At 73.5% G+C, this 23,567-nt stretch carries 18 protein-coding genes and 1 pseudogene; 9 read left to right on the forward strand and 10 right to left on the reverse strand.

The genetic code is table 11. The features are described from left to right. Positions 1-10: 10 nt before the first annotated feature. Positions 11-1,210, reverse strand: a complete 1,200-nt coding sequence (locus Q3W71_RS10945; RefSeq protein ID WP_302919188.1) for an acetyl-CoA C-acetyltransferase — start codon at positions 1,208-1,210, stop codon at positions 11-13. Positions 1,211-1,272: 62 nt separating this feature from the next. Here Q3W71_RS10945 and mce point away from each other — a divergent pair, with 62 nt between their 5' ends. From mce to Q3W71_RS10970, 5 genes are all read left to right on the forward strand, one after another. Next, positions 1,273-1,743: a methylmalonyl-CoA epimerase gene (mce, locus tag Q3W71_RS10950; protein ID WP_302919189.1), complete on the forward strand. Its 471-nt coding sequence runs from the start codon at positions 1,273-1,275 to the stop codon at positions 1,741-1,743. Positions 1,744-2,131: 388 nt separating this feature from the next. Beyond that, positions 2,132-3,487 carry a crotonyl-CoA carboxylase/reductase gene (ccrA, locus tag Q3W71_RS10955; protein ID WP_302919669.1) on the forward strand — a complete coding sequence of 452 codons (1,356 nt, stop codon included), beginning with the start codon at positions 2,132-2,134 and terminating at the stop codon, positions 3,485-3,487. Positions 3,488-3,775: 288 nt separating this feature from the next. Continuing rightward, complete coding sequence (locus tag Q3W71_RS10960; protein WP_302919190.1) at positions 3,776-5,038, forward strand: cell division protein DivIVA; 1,263 nt, start codon at positions 3,776-3,778, stop codon at positions 5,036-5,038. A gap of 173 nt (positions 5,039-5,211) precedes the next feature. Beyond that, a complete protein-coding gene (locus Q3W71_RS10965; RefSeq protein WP_302919191.1) occupies positions 5,212-7,488 on the forward strand; it encodes a hypothetical protein in 2,277 nt (758 codons plus the stop codon). 593 nt (positions 7,489-8,081) lie between these two features. Further along, positions 8,082-9,134, forward strand: coding sequence for an AI-2E family transporter (locus tag Q3W71_RS10970; RefSeq protein ID WP_302919670.1), 1,053 nt, complete (start codon positions 8,082-8,084; stop codon positions 9,132-9,134). Positions 9,135-9,171: 37 nt separating this feature from the next. On the opposite strand, the gene Q3W71_RS10975 is transcribed toward Q3W71_RS10970, so the two are convergent. The 6 genes and pseudogenes from Q3W71_RS10975 to Q3W71_RS11000 all read right to left on the reverse strand — a co-directional run bounded on the left by Q3W71_RS10975 (position 9,172) and on the right by Q3W71_RS11000 (position 14,586). Beyond that, positions 9,172-9,981, reverse strand: coding sequence for an alpha/beta hydrolase (locus Q3W71_RS10975; RefSeq protein WP_302919192.1), 810 nt, complete (start codon positions 9,979-9,981; stop codon positions 9,172-9,174). A 66-nt stretch (positions 9,982-10,047) separates the two neighbouring features. Beyond that, on the reverse strand, positions 10,048-10,380 hold the full coding sequence (locus tag Q3W71_RS10980) for a hypothetical protein (protein ID WP_302919193.1): 333 nt from the start codon (positions 10,378-10,380) through the stop codon (positions 10,048-10,050). Between the two features lie 148 nt (positions 10,381-10,528). Next, positions 10,529-10,957, reverse strand: a pseudogene (locus Q3W71_RS10985) (SigE family RNA polymerase sigma factor); the annotation flags it as partial. 40 nt (positions 10,958-10,997) lie between these two features. Then, positions 10,998-12,788 (reverse strand): 3-hydroxyacyl-CoA dehydrogenase family protein, encoded by a 1,791-nt coding sequence (locus tag Q3W71_RS10990; RefSeq protein ID WP_302919194.1) that lies wholly within the window; start codon positions 12,786-12,788, stop codon positions 10,998-11,000. Between the two features lie 162 nt (positions 12,789-12,950). After that, positions 12,951-14,021: an alpha/beta hydrolase gene (locus Q3W71_RS10995; protein WP_302919195.1), complete on the reverse strand. Its 1,071-nt coding sequence runs from the start codon at positions 14,019-14,021 to the stop codon at positions 12,951-12,953. A gap of 88 nt (positions 14,022-14,109) precedes the next feature. Further along, entirely contained in the window at positions 14,110-14,586 is a 477-nt protein-coding gene (locus Q3W71_RS11000; protein WP_302919196.1) for an FHA domain-containing protein, read from the reverse strand. Positions 14,587-15,082: 496 nt separating this feature from the next. On the opposite strand from Q3W71_RS11000, the gene Q3W71_RS11005 reads away from it, so the two are divergent. Then, complete coding sequence (locus tag Q3W71_RS11005) at positions 15,083-16,579, forward strand: aldehyde dehydrogenase family protein (RefSeq protein ID WP_302919197.1); 1,497 nt, start codon at positions 15,083-15,085, stop codon at positions 16,577-16,579. Between the two features lie 59 nt (positions 16,580-16,638). On the opposite strand, the gene nucS is transcribed toward Q3W71_RS11005, so the two are convergent. Beyond that, a complete protein-coding gene (gene nucS, locus Q3W71_RS11010; protein WP_302919198.1) occupies positions 16,639-17,298 on the reverse strand; it encodes an endonuclease NucS in 660 nt (219 codons plus the stop codon). Positions 17,299-17,369: 71 nt separating this feature from the next. On the opposite strand from nucS, the gene Q3W71_RS11015 reads away from it, so the two are divergent. Further along, a complete protein-coding gene (locus tag Q3W71_RS11015) occupies positions 17,370-17,987 on the forward strand; it encodes a DUF4126 domain-containing protein (RefSeq protein WP_302919199.1) in 618 nt (205 codons plus the stop codon). Positions 17,988-18,526: 539 nt separating this feature from the next. Here the strand turns inward: Q3W71_RS11015 and Q3W71_RS11020 are convergent. Next, on the reverse strand, positions 18,527-19,114 hold the full coding sequence (locus Q3W71_RS11020) for a hypothetical protein (protein ID WP_302919200.1): 588 nt from the start codon (positions 19,112-19,114) through the stop codon (positions 18,527-18,529). A 1,059-nt stretch (positions 19,115-20,173) separates the two neighbouring features. On the opposite strand from Q3W71_RS11020, the gene Q3W71_RS11025 reads away from it, so the two are divergent. Continuing rightward, the gene (locus tag Q3W71_RS11025; protein ID WP_302919201.1) at positions 20,174-21,091 is read left to right on the forward strand and encodes a polysaccharide deacetylase family protein; all 918 of its coding nucleotides are present in this window, start codon (positions 20,174-20,176) and stop codon (positions 21,089-21,091) included. A gap of 59 nt (positions 21,092-21,150) precedes the next feature. Continuing rightward, positions 21,151-21,450 carry a DUF1540 domain-containing protein gene (locus Q3W71_RS11030; protein ID WP_088992213.1) on the forward strand — a complete coding sequence of 100 codons (300 nt, stop codon included), beginning with the start codon at positions 21,151-21,153 and terminating at the stop codon, positions 21,448-21,450. Between the two features lie 75 nt (positions 21,451-21,525). Here Q3W71_RS11030 and Q3W71_RS11035 read toward each other — a convergent pair whose 3' ends face one another. Further along, positions 21,526-23,532, reverse strand: a complete 2,007-nt coding sequence (locus tag Q3W71_RS11035; protein WP_302919202.1) for a protein meaA — start codon at positions 23,530-23,532, stop codon at positions 21,526-21,528. Positions 23,533-23,567: the final 35 nt, after the last annotated feature.

Below are 23,567 nucleotides of genomic sequence, written 5' to 3' on the forward strand. Positions count from 1 at the left end.
GTCGGTTCGCTCACTGACCGCTCTCGCCGACGGCCGGCACGTGGATGATCAGCGCGTCGCCCTGGCCACCGCCGCCGCAGAGGGCGGCCGCGCCGGTGCCGCCGCCCCGGCGCTTGAGCTCCAGCGCCAGGGTGAGCACCAGCCGGGCGCCGGACATGCCGATCGGGTGGCCCAGCGCGATCGCCCCGCCGTTGACGTTGACCTTCTCCGGGCCCACCCCGAGGTCACGCATGGACTGGATGCCGACCTGGGCGAACGCCTCGTTGATCTCGATGAGGTCCAGGTCGTCGACGCTCAGCCCGCCCTTGCGCAGCGCGTGCTGGATGGCGTTGGACGGCTGCGAGTGCAGGGAGTTGTCCGGGCCGGCGACGTTGCCGTGCGCGCCGATCTCGGCCAGCCAGGTCAACCCCAGCTCCTTCGCCTTGGCCTTGCTCATCACGACCACCGCGGCGGCGCCGTCGGAGATCGGCGAGGAGCTGCCGGCGGTGATGGTGCCGTCCTTGGTGAACGCCGGGCGCAGCTTGGCCAGCGTCTCGGCGGTGGTGTCCGGCCGCACGCCCTCGTCCTCGCTGATCACCAGCGGGTCGCCCTTGCGCTGCGGGATGACCACCGGGGCGATCTCCTCGGCGAAGTGCCCGTTCTTCTGCGCGGCGGCGGCCCGCTGGTGGCTGGCCGCGGCGAACTCGTCCTGCTCGGCGCGGCTGATGCCGTGCTTGGCGCCGAGCCGCTCGGTCGACTCGCCCATCGAGCAGCAGTCCCAGGCGTCGGTGAGGCCGTCCAGCGCCATGTGGTCCTTGACCACCACGTCGCCGTACTTGTAGCCGCCGCGCTGGCCGAGCAGCAGGTGCGGGGCGTTGGTCATCGACTCCATGCCGCCGGCCACCACGATGTCGAACTCGCCGGCCCGGATCAGCTGGTCGGCCAGGGCGATCGCGTCCAGGCCGGAGAGGCAGACCTTGTTGATGGTCAGGGCCGGTACGGACATCGGGATGCCCGCCTCGACCGCCGCCTGCCGGGCCGGGATCTGCCCGGCGCCGGCCTGGAGCACCTGGCCCATGATCACGTACTGCACCTGGTCGGGGGCGACGCCGGCGCGCTCCAGCGCCGCCTTGATCGCCACGCCGCCGAGCTTGGTCGCCGGGAGGTCCTTGAGGTTGCCCAGCAGGCGCCCCATCGGGGTCCGCGCGCCGCTGACGATCACCGAAGCCATACCTGCCTCCGAGGGGGGTGCCGACCTGTACGCCTTAACGATTGTTCGGCCAGACTAGCGCCATGGCTGAGAACTCCCCCGTCGAGACCGCTGCCGACTATGTCACAGACATCGGGCTGCGGCGCATCGACCACGTCGGGATCGCCGTGGCCGACCTGGACGCCGCGATCGACTTCTACCAGCGGACGTTCGGGATGCGCTGCGTGCACACCGAGACCAACACCGAGCAGGGCGTCCGCGAGGCGATGCTGGCCGTCGGGCCGACCACCGAGGGCGGCTGCGTGCAACTGCTCGCGCCGCTGACGCCGGAGTCGACCATCGCCAAGTTCCTGGACCGCAACGGCCCCGGGGTGCAGCAGGTGGCGTACACCGTGACGGACATCGACGCGGCCTGCGCGGCGCTGCGCGAGCGCGGCGTACGGCTGCTCTACGAGACGCCGAAGCGCGGCACCGCCGACTCCCGGATCAACTTCGTGCACCCGAAGGACGCCGGGGGCGTGCTGGTCGAGCTGGTCGAGCCGGCCGCGCACTAGCCCACGGGCCGCCCCGCCGCGCGCCCCGGCGGCGGGGCGGCGGGGCGGCGGGGCGGCACAGCCTCGCCCGGCACCCCCGAGGCGCGCCGCGCGGACCCACCCGGCGCCGCCGGCGGGACGCGCGCGCACCGCCGCCCGAGGCCCCGCGCACCGCCGCGGAGCACGGCACTGCGCGGTTCAACGTTCACCCGGGCACCTTCACGCATCGGTCGATGCGGTTTTTCACACAGGACTTCCGGCCCTAGCTACCGTTCAGTAACGTCCGCCCCATCGGAACGCGGTCGGTCCCGGATGTGTCGGACGTCGACATGGTGGACGGCCCGCACCGGCGCCGACGATGGCAGCACCCAGGCCCGTGCGCGCGGGTGCGGACGAACCGGAGGTCACCGTGCAGGACATCCTCGAAGCGATCATGTCGGCGGAAGGCTCCGCGCAACCGGAGCGGGAACTCGCCGGTCTCGCCGGGCTGCCCGTACCCGAGTCCTACCGCGGCGTGGTGGTGCGCGCGGACGAGACCCGGATGTTCGACGGCATGGCCACCCGGGACAAGGACCCGCGCAAGGCGCTGCACGTGCAGGAGGTGCCGACGCCGGAGCTCGGCCCGGGTGAGGCGCTGATCGCGGTGATGGCCAGCGCGATCAACTACAACACCGTCTGGACCAGCATCTTCGAGCCGCTGTCCACCTTCAAGTTCCTCCAGCGCTACGGCCGGCTCTCCGAGCTGACCCGGCGGCACGACCTGCCGTACCACGTGGTCGGGTCGGACGCCGCCGGCGTGGTGCTGCGGACCGGGCCGGGGGTGACCCGGTGGTCCGCCGGCGACGAGGTGGTCGCGCACTGCCTCTCGGTGGAGCTGGAGGACGCGGCCGGGCACGACGACACCATGCTCGACCCGCAGCAGCGGATCTGGGGCTTCGAGACCAACTTCGGCGGCCTCGCCGAGCTGGCGGTGGTGAAGGCCAACCAGCTGATGCCCAAGCCGCGGCACCTGAGCTGGGAGGAGGCGGCCAGCCCCGGGCTGGTGAACTCCACCGCGTACCGGCAGCTGGTCTCGCACCACGGGGCGAACATGAAGCAGGGCGACGTGGTGCTGATCTGGGGCGCCTCCGGCGGGCTGGGCAGCTACGCCACCCAGATGGCGCTCAACGGCGGCGCCATCCCGGTCTGCGTGGTGTCCAGTCCGGACAAGGCCGAGCTGTGCCGCAGGATGGGCGCCGAGCTGGTCATCGACCGGGCCGCCGAGGGCTTTCGGTTCTGGAAGGACGAGCAGACCCAGGACCAGGACGAGTGGCGGCGCTTCGGCGAGCGGATCCGGGAACTGACCGGCGGGGAGGACCCGGACATCGTCTTCGAGCACCCGGGCCGGGAGACCTTCGGCGCGAGCGTCTACGTGACCAAGCGCGGCGGCACCATCGTCACCTGCGCCTCCACCAGCGGCTTCCAGCACCAGTACGACAACCGCTACCTCTGGATGCACCTCAAGCGGATCGTCGGCAGCCACTTCGCCAACTACCGCGAGGCGTGGGAGGCCAACCGGCTGGTGGCGCTCGGGAAGATCCACCCGACGGTGTCGAGGACCTACCCGCTGGAGCAGACCGGCCAGGCCGCGTACGAGGTGCACCGCAACGCGCACCAGGGCAAGGTCGGCGTCCGCTGCCTCGCCCCGACCGACGGGCTCGGCGTCCGCGACCCGGAGCTGCGGTCCCGGCACGAGGACGCGATCAACCGGTTCCGCGGCCACTGACCCGACAGCGGCCGCCGGCGACGATTGCCGCAACGGTCGATCGCCATTCCGCACCGCTCGCGGGCACCCATTCGAGTGCCCGCGAGCGGGCGGCGACAAAGGGCCGCGGGCGCTCGCCCCGCGGCCCTTTTCCGCGTTCCGGCCCGGGCCGTCCGACCCGCCCGGGAGCTGCCAAGATCGCCGATTGGTCCGGTGTCCGGCGACCGCCGAAGTTGACCATGTAAACAGGACACCAAAGCTCGGCACCGCTCTTGCGAAGGACCCTGGGGCGTCTGCGAGTATGTCCCAATGCCCCAGCAGCAGTCCTCCCCTCTCGCGTTCTTCGATAACGCGAACTCGCAGCCAGATTTCACCGTTGGCCTGCGCGGATACAACACTCACCAGGTCGATGACTTCATCGGCCGGATGACCGCCGCGCTGACCCAGTCCGAGCAGGCCCGCGCCGAGGCCGAGCAGCGGATGAACGACGCGCAGCGTCGGCTCCGCCAGGCCGAGCAGCGCATGGCCGCGCTGGAGCAGAAGCTCGCGGACACCAACAAGCAGCTCGAGGAGAACAGCCGGCCGACCCTCTCCGGCCTCGGCACCCGCGTCGAGCAGATCCTCCGCCTCGCCGAGGAGCAGGCCAACGACCACCGCAACGAGGCCAAGCGCGAGTCGGAGGGCATCCTCTCCGCCGCCCGCCTCGAAGCGCGGGAGATCACCGACAAGGCCCGCGCCGAGGCGGCCGCGATGAAGGCCACCGCGGAGCGGGAGGCGGGCAACGTCCGTACCGCCGCCGAGCGGGAGGCCGCCGAGGTCCGGGTGCAGGCCCGCCGCGAGGCCGACACCCTGCGCGCCGACGCCGACCGCGAGACCAAGCAGCTGCGCACGGTCACCGCGCACGAGGTGGCCGAGCTGAAGTCCACCGTCGAGCGGGAGGTCGCCACGCTGCGCGCCACCGCCGAGCGGGAGATCACCCAGCAGCGGGCCAAGGCCGCCCGCGAGGCCGAGGAGAAGCGCGCCGAGGCGACCAAGCTGCTCACCGACGCCCGCGACAAGCGCGACAAGGACCTCCAGGCCCTGGAGCTGCAGCTCGCCGAGCGCCGGGAGAAGGCCGAGCGCGAGGAGTCCGAGCGGCACGCCGCCCAGGTGGCGCAGACCCAGAAGCTGGTCAGCGAGGCCGAGCAGCGCGCCCGGGCGGCCCAGGAGCGGGCCAAGGAGATCGAGCAGCGCGCCGAGGCCCGCCGGGTCGAGTCCGAGCGCACCGCGAACGAGACGGTGGAGAAGGCCAAGGCGCTGGCCGAGAAGACGCTCAACGAGGCGCGGGCCGAGTCGCAGCGACTGCTCAGCGAGGCGCGCACCGAGGCCGAGCTGACCACCCAGGCCGCCCGCCGCGAGGTGGAGGACCTCACCCGCCAGAAGGACGCGGTCACCGCGCAGCTGGGCCAGATGCTCTCCGGCCTCGCCGGCATCGTGCCGGGCGTGCCCGGGGCGGCCGCGCCCGCGCAGACCGACGCGAAGAAGGCCGCCGACGGCAGCGGTGACAAGGTGGCCGCGGAGGCCGCCAGCTGACCCGCCCGGCCGGGGCATGAGACGGCGCGGGGTGACACCGGGTGACCGGTGCCTCCCCGCGCCGTGTGCGTTTCCCGGCCAGTGGGAGCCGAGCGCCGCAACGCGGTGAAACAGGTCCCAACAGGGGCGTCCGTATCGCCCCAGGAGGGCCCGATGCGTGTGAGGATGGGGGCATGTCGCACGGCGAGGAACTGTTCGCTCTCGGCGGGGACGTGACCACGGAGCCCAGCTTCGAGTCCGCTCTGCGGGGGTACGAGAAACGACAGGTCGACCGGTACGTCGCGCGTGCGGAGCACGAGATCGCGACCCTCGCGGCTGAGCGGGAGCAGGCCTACACACAGATCCACAAGCTGGCCGGCCAGGTCGAGGTGCTCCAGCGGGATCTCGCCCAGGTGCGCAAGCAGGTCGGGGTGGTCGACCGCGCCTCGTTCCGGCACCTCGGCCCCCGGGTCGAACAGATCCTCACCCTCGCCGAGGAGCAGGCCGAGGCGATCCTGCGGGAGGCCAACGAGGAGATCGAGGCCCGCCGCGCCGCCGCCGAGCACATCATCGAGGAGGCCCGCGCCGAGGCCGCCAAGGCGCTCAAGGACTTCGAGATCGCGCTGGCCGCGCGCCGGGCCGAGGAGGAGCGGCACACCGCCGCCCGCAAGGCCGAGGCGGACGCCGCCGTCAAGGCCGCCAAGGCGGAGGCCGAGCGGCTCCGCAAGGCCGCCCAGGAGGCGCTGAACAAGGCCCAGCAGGAGGCCACCCAGCTGCGCGACGCGGCGAAGGAGATCCACACCCGGGCCCAGCAGGAGGCGACCAAGCTGCGCGAGGCCGCCAAGGAGGCGCACGCCAAGGCCCAGCAGGAGGCGACCGAGCTGCGCGAGGCCGCCAAGGAGGTGCACGCCAAGGCCCAGCAGGAGGCCCGCCGCCTGGTCGAGCAGGCCACCGAGGCCGGCCGGGCCACCCACGCCAAGGCCCAGCGCGAGGCCAAGCAGATCATCGACGACGCCAGCACCGCCGGCCGGGCCACCCGGGAGAAGGCCCGCCAGGAGGCGGAGCGGCTGACCACGCAGGCGGCCGAGTCCGCCCGGCGCAGCCGGGCCGAGACCGAGGCGTACGTGCAGCGGATGCGCAGCGAGACCGAGGCGTACGTGCAGCACGCCCGGGCGCAGACGCAGCAGGAGCTGGGCGCCTGGCGGGCCGGTGTGGAGAAGGAGGTGAACGGCCGGCGCGAGGCGGCCGACCGGGAGCTGGCCCAGCGGCGGGCCGCCGCCGAGCAGGAGTTCACCAGCCGCCGCACCGAGCTGGAGAAGCAGTACAAGACCCGCAACGCCGAGCTGGAGAAGCAGCACAAGACGCGGCAGGACGAGCTGGAGTCGACGTACACCAAGCGACGCACCCAGCTGGAGACCGAGTACCGCACCCGGAAGAACGAGATCGAGCAGGGCGCCGCCGCGATCCGCGAGGCCGCCGAGCGGGACGCGCTCACCATGCGCCAGCAGGCCGAGGAGGAGGCCGCGACGCTGCTCAGCCGGGCCGAGTCGGAGGCGGCCGAGAAGCGGCGCACGGCCGACGAGTACGTGGCGACCTCCCGCCGGCAGTTCGAGGAGTACGCCGCCACCACCCAGCAGCACCTGGCCACCACCCAGCAGCACCTCGCCGCCACCCAGCAGGAGGCGGCCGCCAGCCGGCAGCAGCTCGCCCAGGTGATGCTGGAGATCGCCCAGGCCCAGCAGCAGCTCGCCGACCTGCGCCAGGAGACCTGGCAGTCCCGGCAGGAGTCCGACGAGCTCCAGCGGCAGGTGGCCGAGCTGCGGCTGCAACTGGCCACGTCCGGTGGCCGCCCGACGGGCACCGACGGCGCCACCGTGGCCGCGCCGGCGACCGGCCCGAAGGCCGGGACGGCGAAGCGGGCCGACGCCCCGGCGAAGCCGGCCGGCGCCGGTGGGAAGCCGGGGGCCGACGCCAAGCCGGCGTCCGGGATCCCGGCGGGCGCCGCGGCGCGACCGGCCACCGCGGCCGAGGCGAGCGCGAAGCCGACCAGCGCGCCGAACCCCAACCAGAAGCAGACAGTGGACGCCGGCGGCCCGAAGCAGACGGTGGACGCGGGTCGGAAGCAGACGGTGGACACCGGCGGCGCGAAGCCGACCGGCGCCGCCGCGGCGGCCGTCTCCGGGGCGAAGCCGGAGGGTAAGCCGGCCGGCGCCGCGCCGGGCGGCAAGCCGGCCGAGGCGGGCCAGGCCGAGGCGCGCCCGGTCGCCGAGCCGGTGACCACGGCGGACGGCAGCGCCGCCGCGGCCGGTGTGGACGGCGAACCGACGGTGGCCGCGGTGCCCGGTGCCGGCGGTCGGGGGGCCACCCCGACGAAGATCACCAGCACCGGCGAGAACGGCAAGCGGCCCACCAAGCCGACCACCGACGAGCGCAGCGCCAAGCCCAGCACGGTCAGCGCCGAGAAGGACTGACCCGGCCGCCCCGCCCACCCGGCCACCGGGAGCCCCGCGGCCAGTCAGTGGCGGCCGCGCCGGCGGGGAGAGCCCGCGGACGGCGCTCTCCCCGCCGCGGCGACCGTCCACGCGCACCCGGGCCGCCCGGAACTCCGCGCCACCTGCGGGCGACCCCGCCGATGGCGTGCCCCCGGTGAGCACCTGGGCCCGTGCGTCCACGCCCGTCGGCCGGCCCGGCACGCCCGCCGGTCGGCGCGCGGCGTGGCTCGCCGGCGCAGCCCGAGCACCCGCCGGGTCGCCGTACCGTCCGCTGCGCCCGCTACGCTCCTGGCGGGAACCCGCTCGCGCGGGTCGGCAGCGGTGTCCGGCGGATCCGCCGGAGGTGACCGGAGGAGGTCCTGGTGGCGCAGGGCGAGCCGACGACGCACGGACCGGACCCGGAGCGGCCGGACGCGCCCCGCCCCGGCGAGGAACCGGACCGGCCTCCGGCGACGGCACCGGCCGGCGCGCCGGCACGGGGACCGGGCGGGCGGCCGGACGCGGCGGACGAGGACGGCCCGCCAGCCGGATCCGCCGACGCGCCCGACGACGACGATCCGCCGGTCTTCACCGTGTCCGGGCGGTTCGGCCGGCCGGGGCGGCCGCTGCGCCGCAACAGCTTCCTGGTCGGGTTCACCGGCGGGCTCGGCGTGCTGCTCGCGTACACCGTCTACCTGGGGCTGCGCAACGCGGCCGGGATCCTGGTCCTGGTGGTCATCGCGCTCTTCCTGGCGGTCGGCCTGAACCCGGCGGTGCTCCGGCTACGACGGTTCGGATTGCCCCGCGGCCTGGCCGTGGCGGTGGTCGCGCTGACCGTGCTACTGCTGCTCTGCGGCGGCGTGCTGGCGCTGGTGCCGCCGATCGTCACCCAGTCCGGCCAGTTCGTCGAGCAGCTGCCGAGCTACGTCGAGGCGCTGCGCCGCAACGAGGCCGTCAACGACCTGGTCGAGCGGTACGACCTGATGGAGCGGGTGCAGAGCGCGGCCAACGCGGAGACCGTGGGCCGGGCGCTCGGTGGCGTGCTCGGCGGCGCCCAGCTCATCTTCGGCACCATCTTCCGGGCCCTCACCGTGCTCGTGCTGACCATCTACTTCCTGGTCTACTTCGACAAGCTCCGGGCGCTCGGCTACGCGGTGGTGCCGGCCTCCCGGCGGGAGCGGGTGCGGCTGATCGGCGACGAGATCCTCACCAAGGTGGGCGCGTACATGGTCGGCGCGCTCACCATCGCGGTGCTGGCCGGGGTGAGCACCTTCGTCTTCGCGCTGATCGCCGGGCTGCCGTACCCGTTCGCCCTGGCCGTGGTGGTCGCGGTGGCCGACCTGATCCCGCAGATCGGCGCCACCCTCGGCGCGGTCATCGTGAGCCTGGTCGGCTTCGCCACCGACCTGCCGGTCGGCATCGCCTGCGTGGTGTTCTTCGTGATCTACCAGCAGGTGGAGAACTACCTCATCTACCCGAAGATCATGCGACGGTCGGTGGAGGTCAACGAGGTCGCCGCGCTGGTCGCCGCGCTGCTCGGGGTGGCGCTGATGGGCGTGGTGGGCGCGCTGCTGGCCATCCCGCTGGTCGCGGCGGTCCAGCTGATCCTGCGCGAGGTGGTGCTCCCCCGGCAGGAGTCCCGCTGACCCGCCCGGCCTGCCCCGGCCCGACCGGCCGGCCCGCTCAGTCGGCCTGACCGGCGGGCGGTCCGGGCACCGGACGGTCGGCGAACGAGGCCATCGTCCGGTCGGCGTACGCGCTCACGTCGCCGGATTCCATCGGGCCGTCCCAGGTGGTCGGCAGCGGCACCGTGACGGCGGGGTTGACCCGGCGGACCACCTCGTCCAGTGCGGTCTCGGCGTCACCGACCCAGAGGTGCTTGGCCCCCGGCACGCCGACCACCTCGGCCTGCGGCACCGCCGCGAAGCGCTCCCGGGCCTCGTCCGGGCGCAGGTAGTCGTCGAACTCGGGGACGAGCGCGACCAACGGCTTGCCGGCGTCGGCCCACTGGGCCAGGTCGGCCGGGGTGGAGAAGCGCAGCGGCGGGGAGAGCAGGATGGCCCCGGTCACCGCCGGGTCGCAGCCGTACTTGAGGGTCAGGTCGGTGCCGAACGACCAGCCGAGCAGCCAGATGTCGGGCAGCTCGTGGAACTCGGCGTACTCGATGGCGGCGGCGACGTCGAAGCGCTCGCCGACCGCGTTGTCGAACGCGCCCTCGCTGGTGCCCCGCAGGCTGCTGGTGCCCCGGGTGTTGAACCGCAGGACGGCCAGGTCGGCCAGGGCGGGCAGCCGCCAGGCCGCCTTGCGGAACACGTGGCTGTCCATCATCCCGCCGTGGGTGGGCAGCGGGTGCAGGCAGACCAGGGTGGCCACCGGCTCCCGGTCCAGCGGGCGGGCCAGCTCACCGACCAGGCGTAGCCCGTCGGCGGTGTGCAGCTCGATGTCCTCCCGGCGGCCGGGCAGGATCGACGACGCGCGGATCGGTGTGCTCACCGTCCCAGTCTCGCGCGCCGCCGGGTTCGCCGCCGGGCGGGGCGGGAACCGGGTGATCCAGATCGCTCAGCCGTACCGGGGGGCGCCGCGGCCGCGCTGGAGGTTGGGGCCGCGCCGGTCCCGGGCCCGCCAGCAGCCGCTGTGCCAGTGCCGGCGGTCGGTCAGGTCGCCCCGGCCGTCGGCCGGCCAGGCCACCACGTGCGCCACGCCCGGAGGGATCTCCTGGTCACAGCCGGGACAACGGTACGTCTTGACGGACGCACCGCCGGAGATCCCGCGTACCTGCCAGTCGCCGTCCCGCCACTGCTGCACGGTCGGCACGCCGTGTCGGGCGCGCTCGGCGTCCAGGCCGGGGCTCTCGTCCCGGCGGGGGCGGTTGCGACGGGGGCTCACGGTCACCAAGCGTACGGGCCGGCGGCCGGAGCGGCCCACGTCGGGCGGCTCCGGCCGGCGGCCGTCGGTCAGGGCCAGGTCTGCGGTCGGGTCGGGTCCTCCGCCAGCCGCGCCCCGGCCAGCAGGATCGCCGCGTCCTGCTCGGTGAAGGCGCCGCGTGGGTGCGGACGGTGACCGGGGAGCAGTCCAGGATCTGGGCGATCGTGACGTCGTCCAGGTCCTCGTAGTAGCGCAGCACCAGCACGGCGCGCTGGCGGTCGGGCAGGGCGCGGATCAGCCGCCACATCTCGTCCCGGTCGGCCGCCTCGCCACCGAGGTCGCCGTGCTGGGGGCGTTCGGTGAAGCTGGCCACCGCCACCTCGCGGCTGGACCGCCGCCGCCACCAGGACGTGTTCGCGTTCACCAGCATCCGGCGCACGTACACGTCGGGCCGGTCGGTGCGGGCGATCCGGCGCCAGTGCACGTACGCCCGGGCCAGCACGTCCTGGGTGAGGTCCTCGGCCCGGTGCGCGTCGCCGGTCAGCAGCCGGGCCAGCCGGATCAGGGCCGGGCCGCGGCTGCCGACGTACTCCTCGAAGGTCACATCCTCCAGACGCCGCCGGCACCGGCGGGCGTTGACCGGCTCAGCGGTTGGTGTGGTCGCGGAACCCGCGACCGCTCTTGCGGCCCAGGTAGCCGGCGGTGACCAGGTGCTCCAGCAGCGGCGCGGGCGCGAAGCCGGGCTCGCGCAGTTCCAGGTAGAGCTCGCGCTGGATGGCCAGCGAGACGTCCAGGCCGACCACGTCGAGCAGTTCGAACGGGCCCATCGGGTAACCGCAGCCGAGCTTCATGGCGTGGTCGATGTCGTCGGCGGTGGAGTAGCTCGCCTCCAGCATCTTCACCGCGTCGTTCAGGTACGGGAAGAGCAGCGCGTTGACGATGAAGCCGGACCGGTCGCCGCAGACCACGCCGGTCTTGCCCAGCGCGGCGCAGACCGCGCGGGCGGTGGCGGTGGTCTCCGCCGAGGTGCGGATGGTCTGCACGATCTCCACCAGCGGCATGATCGGGGCCGGGTTGAAGAAGTGCAGCCCGACCACGTCGGCCGGCCGCTGGGTGGCCATCGCGACGTCGATCACCGGCAGCGACGACGTGGTGGTGGCGAGCACCACGCCCGGCTTGCAGATCTCGTCGAGGCTGGCGAAGAGGGCCTTCTTGACGCTCAGTTCCTCGACCACCGCCTCGACCACCAGGTCGACGTCGGCGAGGTGGTCCAGCACGGCGGACCAGGTGACCCGGCCCAGCGCCGCGTCCCGGTCGGCCTCGCTGAGCTTGCCCCGCACCACGCCCTTGTTCAGCGAGGTCTTGACCGTCTCGCAGACCTTGGCCGACTTCTCCGCGCCCCGGGTCACCGAGACGACCTCGTAGCCGGCCTTGGCGAAGACCTCGATGATGCCGGTCGCCATCGTCCCGGAGCCGACCACGCCGACCTTGGCGATGGCCCGGGCGCCGTCGGCGAGCGCCGCCCCCGTCGCCACCGGCGTCTGCTCGTCCGGTACGACCGCCGGCGAGCCCGGCCGCTCGTAGGTGTAGAAGCCGCGGCCGGACTTGCGGCCGAGCAGCCCCGCGGTGACCATCTGCTTGATCAGCGGCACCGGGGCGTGCCGGCGGTCCCGGCCGCCGCGCCGGTACATGGTGTCCAGGATCTCGTACGCGGTGTCCAGGCCGATCAGGTCCATCAGGGCGAGCGGGCCCATGGGCAGGCCACAGCCGAGCTTCATCGCCGCGTCGATGTCCTCGCGGCTGGCGTAGCGGGCCTCGAACATGCCGACCGCGTGGTTGAGGTAGCCGAAGAGCAGCGCGTTGGCGATGAAACCGGCCCGGTCGTTGATGGTGACGTCGACCTTGCCCAGCCGCTTGCAGAGCGCCTCCACGTCGGCGACCACGTCGGCCGAGGTGACCACCGTCCGGACCACCTCGACCAGCTTCATGACCGGCGCCGGGTTGAAGAAGTGGATGCCGATGACCTGGTTGGGCCGGGTGGTGGCGACCGAGATCTCGGTGACGCTCAGCGACGAGGTGTTGGTGGCGAGGATCGCCTCGGGCTTGCAGACCCGGTCCAGCTCGGCGAAGATCCGCTGCTTCAGGTCGAGGTGCTCGGGCACCGCCTCGATGACCAGGTCGACCGAGTGCAGCGCGTCCAGCCCCACCTGCCAGTCGACGCGGGCCAGCAGGGCGTCCCGGTCGGCCTCGGCGAGCTTGCCCTTGGCCACCGCGCGGTCGGTGGAGCCGGTCAGGGTGGCCCGGCCGCGCTCCAGCGCGGCGTCGGAGATCTCGACCGCGACCACGTCGATGCCGTTGCGGGCGAAGACCTCGACGATCCCGGCACCCATGGTGCCCAGTCCCACCACGCCCACGCTGCTGAACTCGCGCGCCACGACCGGCCTCCCCAATGCTCCGCACGGCCGCGTGAACGGCCACTAAGGTTATGCGCGCGAGTCTGCCACGTGACCGTCGGTTGTCGAGACGCCGTGGGATATTTCACCACCGTCCGCGCTCACGTCGGTCGATGTCCGCTCCGGGCGGTGCCGACGGGCGGCTCAGGCGGTCGGGCCGCCGGTCAGGGCGAGCAGTTCGGCGACGAACTCGGCTGGCCGCTCCAGGTGCGGGCTGTGCCCGCAGCCGGGGAGCAGCACCTCGCGGTAGCGGCCGCCGGCGGCCGCGTACCGGTCGAGCACCGCCCGGGTCTGGCCGACCATCGGCTGCGGCGGGCAGTCCACCTCGCCGGGCCAGCCGGGCACCGCGCCCAGTGATCCGAGGTACGCCAGGTCCATCAGCGCGGTGTCCGAGACGATCACGTCCGCGTCTCCGTGCACCCAGGTGACCGGCGGCTTGTCGGCGACCGCGACGAGGTCGTCGGCGATCCGGAAGTGCGCCGGGGAGAGCGCGTTGAGCACGCCCCGGCGGCCGGGCGCGGTGCCCGGCCAGTGCGCCGAGGCGACCGCCGTGCCCGGGTAGTTGTCGTCGCCGGTGGCCGTGGAGAGCACGCTGTCCAGCAGCAGTTCCTCGTCCTCGCCGAGGGCCGCCGGGTCGGCCACGTAGGTGGCCCGCAGCACGTTGCGCGGGCTGGTCGGGACGTCCGCGCCGCGGTCGCCGGCGGCCAGCCGCTTGACGAAGTCCTGGTTGGCGGTGCCCCCGCCGGTGCCGGCGAAGTCGGCGGTGGTGGGCGTCCCGGCCAGGTCGCGGGTGCCCCCGTAACCGTAGGGTGAGACGGGCGCGGAGAGCAGCAGCGCGGCCACCCGGTCGGGGTGGTCGACCAGCACCTGCATGGCCACTCCCCCGCCGAGCGAGTGGCCGGCCAGCACCGCCCGGGCGCCGGTCGGGAAGAGCGACTCCTCGTCCAGCAGGGCGGCCACGTCGTCGGCGAAGTCGCGCAGCCCCCGGGTGGCGTCCACCGGGGCGGTGTCCGTCTCGCCGTAGCCGCGCAGGTCGGGTGCGACCACCCGGAGCGTGGCCGGCAGCCGGCGCACCAGCGGCTCCCAGAACAGGGCCGACGAGCAGTTGCCGTGGATCAGCAGCACCGGTACGCCGTCCGGCGGCCCGGCCACCCGTACCGCCTGGGTGATCCCGTTCGCCGTGACGACCTGCCGCACGCTCTCCATCCGCGGCATGCTGCCAGCCGGCCGCCGGGGCGTCCATGTGTCCGGCCGCCATGACCGGGCGCGGAGAGGTGGCGGTCCGCCCGGCCGTCGCGCGGACCTACGGCGCGCTCGGCACCGCGGGCGCGGGCGGGACCGCCGGTTCGGCCGGCCCGCCCGGCACCGCCGGGCCGTCCCCGACGACAGGTGCGGCCGGCACGGTGCGTTCCGCCGGCAGGGCGACGGCGGGCGGGGCCGCCACCGGCAGCGGCAGGGTCGGCCGGTGGTCCCGCCGCGGCGCGCCGAACAGCAGCCCCACCGGGTCGGTGACGGCCACCCCCGGGTCGAAGAACCGCAGTTCGGTACGGCCGAGCCGGAGCACGTCCCCGTCGCTGAGCCGCTCCACGCCGGTGATCCGCCGGTCGTTTAGCCAGGTGCCGTTCGTCGAGCCCAGGTCCGCCAGCGACACCCCCTCCGGGGTGAGCCACACCTGGGCGTGCCGCCGGCTCAGGTGCAGGTCGTTCAGCACCACGTCGACGGTCGGCGCGCGGCCGATCACCAGCGGCGTCCGGCGCACCCGGAAACTCGCCCCGCGCATCGCCCCACCGGCCACGGTCAACAACGGCAAGAGGTTCGGATGTTCCTCCATGGACAGTCAGCCCTCCACCCGCACGGTCACCCCGCGCGTCAGCCTGCCATCAGAAAGTAGTTGTCTCCACCGCCCACGCGGTCAACTCCGCGCCCCCGGGCGGTCATCCGTGCGTCCCCGGAACGGCAAGGGCCTCCCGCGGGCCGGACGGCCCCCTCCGCCCGTTCAACGAACCCGGCGGCCCGTCCGGTTCAGCGACGCCCGGCCAACTCCGGCCGAGCGGTGGACGTGCCGGCGTCTGCCGGACGATGTGCGCGCCAGCCCGGCAGGCCCGGGGCCGTACGAGAGTGCGGCACCGCGGAGGTGGACGCGCTGGCGCGTGGCAGTGCCGGCAGCGGCCGGGCGGACGGGCCGGCACCGGCGGGCCGCCGGCATGGCCGCGGTGCTGGACCGGGAGGCGACGCGACCCCTACCGGCGAGTAATCCTCGGGTCTAGACTTCCGCCATGACGGCAGTGCAGGTCCCGGGCGCCCCCCGCATCGAGGACGGTCTCCTGGTCTCGACCAGCCCCGCGACCGGCGTCGAGGCCGGGCGCTACCCGATCGCCACCGCGGCCGAGGTGACCGGAGCGGTCGAACGGGCCCGGGCGGCCGGCGAGTGGTGGGCCGGGCTCGGCTTCGCCGGGCGGCGGCAGCGGCTGCTGCGCTGGCGGGCCCTGCTCGCCCAGCGGATCGAGCAGCTCGCCGAGCTGATCCACGCCGAGGGCGGCAAGCCGGTCGCCGACGCCGTCGTCGAGATCGTCACCGCCGTCGAGCACGTCGACTGGGCGGCCCGCAACGCCCGCCGGGTACTCGGCCCGCGCCGGGTCCGTTCGCGGCTCGTGCTCGCCGAGTTCTCCGCCCACCTCGAATACCAGCCGTACGGGGTGATCGGCGTGATCGGCCCGTGGAACTACCCCGTCTTCACCCCGATCGGGTCCACCGCGTACGCGCTGGCCGCCGGCAACGCGGTGGTCTTCAAGCCCAGCGAGTACACCCCCGCCGTCGGGCAGTGGCTGGTCGACAGCTTCGCCGAGGTGGTGCCGGAGCACCCGGTGCTCACCGCGGTGCACGGCCTCGGCGACGTCGGCGCGGCGCTCTGCCGGGCCGGGGTCGACAAGATCGCGTTCACCGGTTCCACGGCCACGGCGAGGAAGGTGATGACCGCCTGCGCCGAGTCGCTGACCCCGGTGCTGCTGGAGGCCGGCGGCAAGGACGCCATGATCGTGGACGCGGACGCCGACCTGGACGCCGCCGCCGAGGCGTGCGTCTGGGGCGGGCTGACCAACGCCGGCCAGACCTGCATCGGCATCGAGCGGGTGTACGCCGTCGAGCCGGTCTTCGACGCCTTCGTCGGCAAGGTGGTGGAGCGGGCCGGCCGGCTGACCGTCGGCGCGGACGGTGCCGACATCGGGCCGATCACCATGCCGAGCCAGCTCGACGTGATCCGCCGGCACATCGACGACGCGCTGGCCCGGGGCGGGCGCGCGGTGCTCGGCGGCGCGGACGCGGTGCAGCCGCCGTACGTGCGGCCGACCGTGCTGGTCGACGTGCCCGAGGACTCGGCCGCCGTACGCGAGGAGACGTTCGGCCCGACGCTGACCATCAACCGGGTGCGCGACGCCGACGAGGCGGTCAGCCGCGCCAACGCCCTGCCGTACGGCCTGGGGGGTTCGGTCTTCGGGCGACGGCGCGCGGTGGCGATCGCCCGCCGGCTGCGCTCGGGCATGGCCTCGGTCAACTCCACGCTGACCTTCGCCGGGATGTCCACCCTGCCGTTCGGCGGGGTGGGCGAGTCGGGCTTCGGCCGGATCCACGGCGAGGACGGGTTGCGCGAGTTCGGCCGGGCCAAGGCGATCACCCGCCGCCGGGCCCGCTCGCTGCTCGCGTCGACCACCTTCGAGCGGACGCCCGCCGACGTCGCCCGCCTGGTCAAGGCCATCAAGGTGATGTACGGCCGCTGACCGGCGAGCTTCGCCGGGCCGCCGCGCGCGGGTGGCCGCCGCGGGTCGCCCGCTGGCGGTCAGAACAGGGTCAGCTCGTCCCGCTCGATGCCGCGCAGCTTGTCGTAGTCCACCACCACGCAGCGGATCCCCCGGTCGGTGGCGAGCACCCGGGCCTGCGGCTTGATCTCCTGCGCCGCGAAGACCCCGGTCACCGGGGTCAGCAGCGGGTCGCGGTTGAGCAGTTCCAGGTAGCGGGTGAGCTGCTCGACGCCGTCGATCTCGCCCCGGCGCTTCACCTCGACGGCGACCGTGGCGTTCTGCCCGTCCCGGCAGAGCAGGTCGACCGGGCCGATAGCGGTCATGTACTCCCGCCGGATCAGCGTGAACCCCTCGCCCAGCGCCGTCGGGTTGGCCGCCAGCAACTCCTGCAGGTGCGCCTCCACGCCGTCCTTGCGCAGGCCCGGATCGACACCCAGGTCGTACGAGGTGTCCTGGAAGATCTCCTCCAGGGTGATCCGCAGCTCCTCGCCGGCCTTGTTGACCACCCGCCAGACGCCCGGTGCCTCCTCCAGCCGGCACGGCGGGCTCATCCAGTTGAGCGGCTTGTACGCCCGGTCGTCGGCGTGGATGGACACCGACCCGTCCGCCTTCACCATGAGCAACCGGGTGGCCGGCGGCAGGTGGGCCGAGAGCCGTCCGACGTAGTCCACCGAGCACTTCGCAATCACCAACCGCACCCGACGAGGGTAGCGGAGACCCCGGCCGGCGCCACCGAGCGGCACTGGCGCGCCGGTGCGATGCTGTGACGGTGTTCGAAGTCCTCACCGGCACCGGCCTCGCCGCCTCGGCGGGTCTGAACGCCTACATCCCCCTGCTCACCATGGGGCTGCTGGCCCGCTACACCGACCTCATCGACCTGCCCAGCGGCTGGCAGTGGCTCGGCAACGGTTGGGTGGTCCTCATCCTCGCCGTGCTGCTCGCCGTCGAGGTGGTGGCCGACAAGGTGCCGGTGGTCGACCACGTCAACGACGTGGTGCAGACAGTGGTCCGACCGACGGCCGGCGGCCTGGCGTTCGGCGCCGGGTCGAGTTCGGAGACCGTCACGGTGAGCGATCCGGGAAGCTTCTTCGCCTCCAACGACTGGGTCCCCGTGATGACCGGGGTGCTGATCGCGCTCGGCGTACACCTGCTCAAGTCCGCCGCCCGCCCGGTCATCAACGCGACCACCGCCGGGGTGGGCGCGCCGGTGGCGAGCACCGCCGAGGACGCCACCAGCGTGGTGATGTCCGTGGTGGCGATCATCCTGCCGGTGCTGGTGCTGGCGTTCCTGGCCGGGCTGGTGCTCTTCCTGTTCTGGTTCCTGCGCCGCCGGTCCGACCGCCGTCGGGAACGCCGCGCCGCCCGCGCCGCCGGGTACCGCGTCTGACCCTCCGCACCTCCGCGCCTCAGGGTTCTGCCCGGGCGCCGGTGGCAGAGTGCCGGTGGCCTGGGCCTGTCGGGTGCTGCGTCGCTCTTCGGCGGCTGTCGGGGGCGCGGTGACAGCGCCACCGCCGGCTTTTGGGGTGTGGCCCGCCGTGACGGCTCCAAGCGGTCAGGCTTGATCCCTGCGCCGGTCACGGCGGGCCACACCCCGGACCGGGTTGAGCCGCCGACGCCTGGTCGCGGTCGCCGGCGGGGGCCTGGCCGTGTGCGCGTTGCCGTGCGCGGTCCGTCGGGGTTCGGATCTCGGACAGGTGCCGTTCGTGGCTGACGGTAACTGTCCAAGATCTCTCGGGCCGGTTCCGACGCCTTCTCCTCCGCCCGGGTGGCCGACGTCGAGCGGCCCGTGCAGATATGCCGCAGGGCCGGCACCCGGTGGTGGGTGTCGGCCCTGCGGTGGTGGATGTGCTGCTGGCCGGCACCCATGTGGGTGCCGGCCAGCAGTCCCCCTAGCGAGGAAAGTCAGTCCGTGTGCGTGTTCGGTTGTCAGTTGTTCCAGTGCTCGGCGACGAGGTCGGCGGCCTGCTGTTCCCACTGGGCGTAGTGGTCGGGGTAGGCCGACACCTGCACCGTCTGCGCGGCGACGGTCAGGGGCATGTCCTGCCAGCCGTCGACCTGCTTGAGGCCCTTGAGGAACGCCATGGTGGAGTACTCGGGGTCGGTGATCTGCTCGACCGTGCCCCAACCCGAGGACGGGCGCTGCTGGAACAGGCCCTGCGAGTCGTGGTCGTTGCGCTCACCCAGGTGACCCAGGTTCTCCAGCTTCGACTCCTGGAGGCTGGTGGCGATGGCCACCACGGCGGCCCGCTCGTCCATGCCGGACTTCTTCGTCGCCGCGATGATCGCCTTCACATTCGCGGTCTGCTCATCGTTCAGCTCGATGCGCGACTGCTCGCCCTGCACACCATGCGGGATCAGCTTCGCCTTGTCCGGCTTGTCGGCCTGCACGGTCACGGCGACCGGCTTGACCGCCTCAACCGGAGCAGCGTCGGCGGTGGCGGGGCCGGCGACGACGCCACCGGCGAACGCCAGACCAGCGATACCCAGAACGCTCTTACGCATGATCGTGTTCATCACAAAAGCTCCTTCGGGGGTCAACGCCACCAAGCCCACAGGGGGAACGGGCACAGGGGCGCAAGCACCATCAGGGCGCTCAGAAAGACTTCGGGGGATCCGGCATGCGGGCGGAGGATGCCCTGGTACCGGGATGCCCGGCCAGAGCCGCGAGACGTGTCCTTCGCGGTGCCGGACTGTGTGTAACGACCACCGGGCCACCATCATTCCGGGGCCCTCAACCCTCACCGGCGTGTGCCAGTGGGGACCGGTGCGGCGATCGTTCGGGGGGATGCAACGACCACCGGGCCGCCGTCATTCCGGGGCCACGATCCTCAACCGGCGGGTGCCGGCGGGACCGGTCCTGCGATCGTCAGGGAGATGCAACGACCGGCCGCCCGCCATCATTCCGCCAGGCCCGGGGTCTCACGCCGGCAATGCCAGCGCCGGAACCCCTTGCTCGATCGTCCGCACGATATAACGCCCCCGACCCGGGCCCGATTCCACCACCCGGATGCCACCGATCACACCCACGAACCCGACAAACACCCCACACCGGCACGGCGGCGGCCCATGTGCCGGCCGCAGCCGACGCATGATCGACTCCATACCGCCGATATGGGGCCATCCCGACCCGGCTGACACCGCCACATCGCCGACACGGCGCAGGCCCCAGGCGGATACCGCCACATTGGCGAACAGCGCAGCCCTCACACACCCAGCCGACTCACTGCGCGAGACGCCCGGATGACCCGGCCGTCCGGGTTCCGCGAACGGGGTGAACTCGGTTGGCGCTCGTCGATCAGCCCACCGGGGCACGGAGTGCCGTCGGGTCCCGCGGCGGGACGGGTCCCGGCGGAACGAGCGCGCGGGACGCCCCGGCCCTGTGAGGAACGAGCGCGCGGGACGCCCGGCCCCTGCGCGGCGACCGGGATGCGCGCACGCCGCCGACGTGCGGCCACCACGCAGCACCCCTGATACCTCAGCGGCATATTGGTGACTCAGAGGCATCACCCTCACGGGACGCACCAGCCGGACAGCGGTCCACATGAGCCGAGGCCGCGCTGCGATCATCTTGCGGTGCCCGTGAAGATCTCCCGCGTTTCACTCGTCGCGCTCCTCGGCGCCGCCGCCGCGGCGGCCGCCCTGCTGACCGCCCCCAGCCCGCTCCGTACGCCGGCCAGCGCCGGCATTGTCCGGATACCGGCGACTGAGCCGGCGGCGCAGTCCCCGGCGCCGCCGGCGACGGCACCGACCTCGGCACCGTCGGGCACCGCCCGGCCCGGAGGCGGCCCGGACCTGCCGGGTGCCACCCCGATCGGGAGTCTGCCTCCCGTCGTCGACCACGGGCCGCGTACCGGGAACAAGGTGGCGCTCACCTTCGACGCGGACATGACCGAGGCGATGCGGCACCAACTGCGCAGCGGCGCGGTGCGGTCGTACGCGAACCTGAAGATCATCGAGCGGCTGGAGCGGGAGCGGGTGCCGGCCACCTTCTTCCTCACCGGCATGTGGGTCGAGCAGTACCCGGCGCTCACCCGCCGCCTGGCCGCGAACCCGCGCTTCGAGCTGGCCAACCACACGTACGGGCATCTGGCCTTCACCCCGGACTGCTACGGCCTGCCCCGCATCGCGGACCGGAAGATGACCGCCGATGTGGCCCGGACGTTCGACCTGGTGGCCGAGTACGGCGGGCGGCAGACCCGGTACTTCCGCTTTCCCGGCCTGTGCCACGACCGGCAGGCGCTCGAGGCGCTGGCGCCGCTGGGGCTGACAGTGGTGGACGGGGACGTGGTCAGCGGCGACCCGTTCGCGAAGTCCTGGCGGCCGGTGGTGCGGGCGGCGCTGGACGGGGTCCGCCCGGGTTCGGTGATCATCCTGCACGTGACGGAGGCGAACGCGCCGATGACGGACGAGGCGCTGCCGCACATCCTGGCCGGGCTGGCTGAGCGCGGCCTGGAGCCGGCCCCGCTCTCGGAGGTGCTCGGGCAGGGCTGAATCCGGGCCAGGAAGGCCGGCAAATCAGTAGAATCTACGCAGGACTAGAGGAGGTCGGCATGACCGCAGCGATGGAGATGCCCCGGGTTCAGGAGTGCGTGGTGGTGGCCTGCGGGTACAACCACACCGGCGACTGCCACGCGTTCGCCATCACGATCGGCAGCATGGACCACGCGCACTGCCGGACGTTCATCGAACTGCCGACCGTCCAGGCCGGCGTGGACGGCCTCATCGCCCAGGTCGGCGCCTGCCAGCGGGCCGACTGCCGGCACAACGACCAGTTGGAGTGCCACGCGCCGGCGATCAAGGTCGGCCCGGACAACGACATGGCCGACTGCATCACCTACGACCAGCGCTGACCCCACCGCACGACATCGGCGGAACAGGGCGCTGGCCCGCCGCCACCGCCCCGGTGGTCGGTGACGGCGGGGGCCTCAGCGCAGCCCGTTGGCCTGCCGCACCACGGTGACGAGTTCGTCGATGATGCCGGTCAGGGCGAAGTCCTTCGGCGTGAACACCCGGGCCACCCCGGCGGCGCGCAACTGCTCGGCGTCGGCCGCCGGGATGATGCCGCCGACCACCACCGGCAGGTCCGGCCGCCCGGCGGCGCGCAGCCCGTCCAGCACCGCGGGCACCGCGGCCAGGTGCGAGCCGGAGAGCACCGAGAGCCCGACCAGGTCCACGTCCTCCTCGACGGCGGCGGCGACGATCTGCCCGGCGGTCAGCCGGATGCCCTGGTAGACCACCTCGAAGCCGGCGTCCCGGGCGCGCACCGCGATCTGCTCGGCACCGTTGGAGTGCCCGTCCAGGCCCGGCTTGCCGACCAGCAGCCGCAGCCGGGCGCTGCCCAGCTCGCGGGCAGTGGCGGCGACCCGCTCCCGCACCCCGGCGAGCCCGGCGTCCGCGCCGGCCCCGGCGCCGCCGGCCAGCCCGGTCGGCGCCCGGTACTCGCCGAAGACCTGCCGCAGCGCGCCGGCCCACTCGCCGGTGGTCACCCCGGCCCGCACGCACTCCAGCGTCGCCGGCATCAGGTTCGTGCTGGTCGCGGCGTCCGAACGGAGCCGGGCCAGGGCGGCGTCGACGGCCGCGGTGTCCCGGTTGGCCCGCCATTGGCGTACGGCGGCCGCGGCGGACTTCTCCACGGCCGGGTCCACCTGCTCGATCGCCTCGGCGCCGGCCGCGGTCAGCGGCGACGGCTCGGTCTCGGTGAACCGGTTGACGCCGACCACCACGTCGGTGCCGGCCTCCATCCGGCGCCGGCGCTCGGCCAGCGAGGCGACCAGGGCGCTCTTGAGGTAACCGGTCTCCACGGCGGTCACCACGCCGCCCATCTCCAGCACCTTCTCCAGCTCGACCCGGGCGCCGGTGACGATCTCGTCGACCAGTGCGGTCATCACGTGCGAGCCGGCGAACAGGTCGGGGTATTCGAGCAGGTCCGACTCGTACGCCAGGACCTGCTGCATGCGCAGCGACCACTGCTGGTCCCACGGCCGGGGCAGGCCGAGCGCCTCGTTCCAGGCCGGCAGCTGCACGGCGCGGGCCCGGGCGTCGCGGGAGAGGGTGACGCCGAGCATCTCCAGCACGATCCGCTGGATGTTGTTCTCCGGCTGCGCCTCGGTCAGCCCGAGCGAGTTGACCTGCACGCCGTAGCGGAACCGGCGCTGCTTCGGGTCGGTGACGCCGTAGCGGTCGCGGGTGATCTCGTCCCAGAGCGCGCCGAAGGCGCGCATCTTGGCGATCTCCTCGACGAAGCGCACACCGGCGTTGACGAAGAACGAGATCCGCTGCACCACGTCGCCCATCCGCTCGGCGGGCACCTGGCCGGAGTCGCGTACCGCGTCGAGCACGGCGACCGCGGTGGCCAGCGCGAAGCCGACCTCCTGCACCGGCGTCGCGCCGGCCTCCTGGAGGTGGTACGAGCAGATGTTGACCGGGTTCCAGCGCGGCATCTCGCGCAGCGTGTACGCGATGACGTCAGCGGTGAGCCGCAGCGACGCGGCCGGCGGGAAGATGTAGGTACCCCGGGACAGGTACTCCTTGATGATGTCGTTCTGCGTCGTGCCGGCGCAGCGGGCCAGCTCGGCCCCCTGCTCGGCGCCGACGGTGCCGTAGAGGGCGAGCAGCCACATCGCCGGCGCGTTGATGGTCATCGAGGTGTTCATCTCGGCCAGCGGGATGCCGTCGAAGAGGGCCCGCATGTCGCCGAGGTGGGCGACCGGCACGCCGACCCGGCCGACCTCGCCGGCGGCCAGTTCGTGGTCCGGGTCGTACCCGGTCTGGGTGGGCAGATCGAAGGCGACCGACAGGCCGGTCTGTCCCTTGGCCAGGTTGCGGCGGAAGAGCGCGTTGGTCGCGGCGGCCGAGGAGTGCCCGGCGTAGGTGCGCATCACCCAGGGGCGGTCGCGCTCGGGCAGCCGGCCGGGGGGAGCCTTCTCGTCCATGGCCGGAGTCTAAGTTACCGTTCAGTCACCGGCGC

This window comes from Micromonospora sp. C28SCA-DRY-2, assembly GCF_030519475.1.
Taxonomy (GTDB): Bacteria; Actinomycetota; Actinomycetes; order Mycobacteriales; family Micromonosporaceae; genus Micromonospora.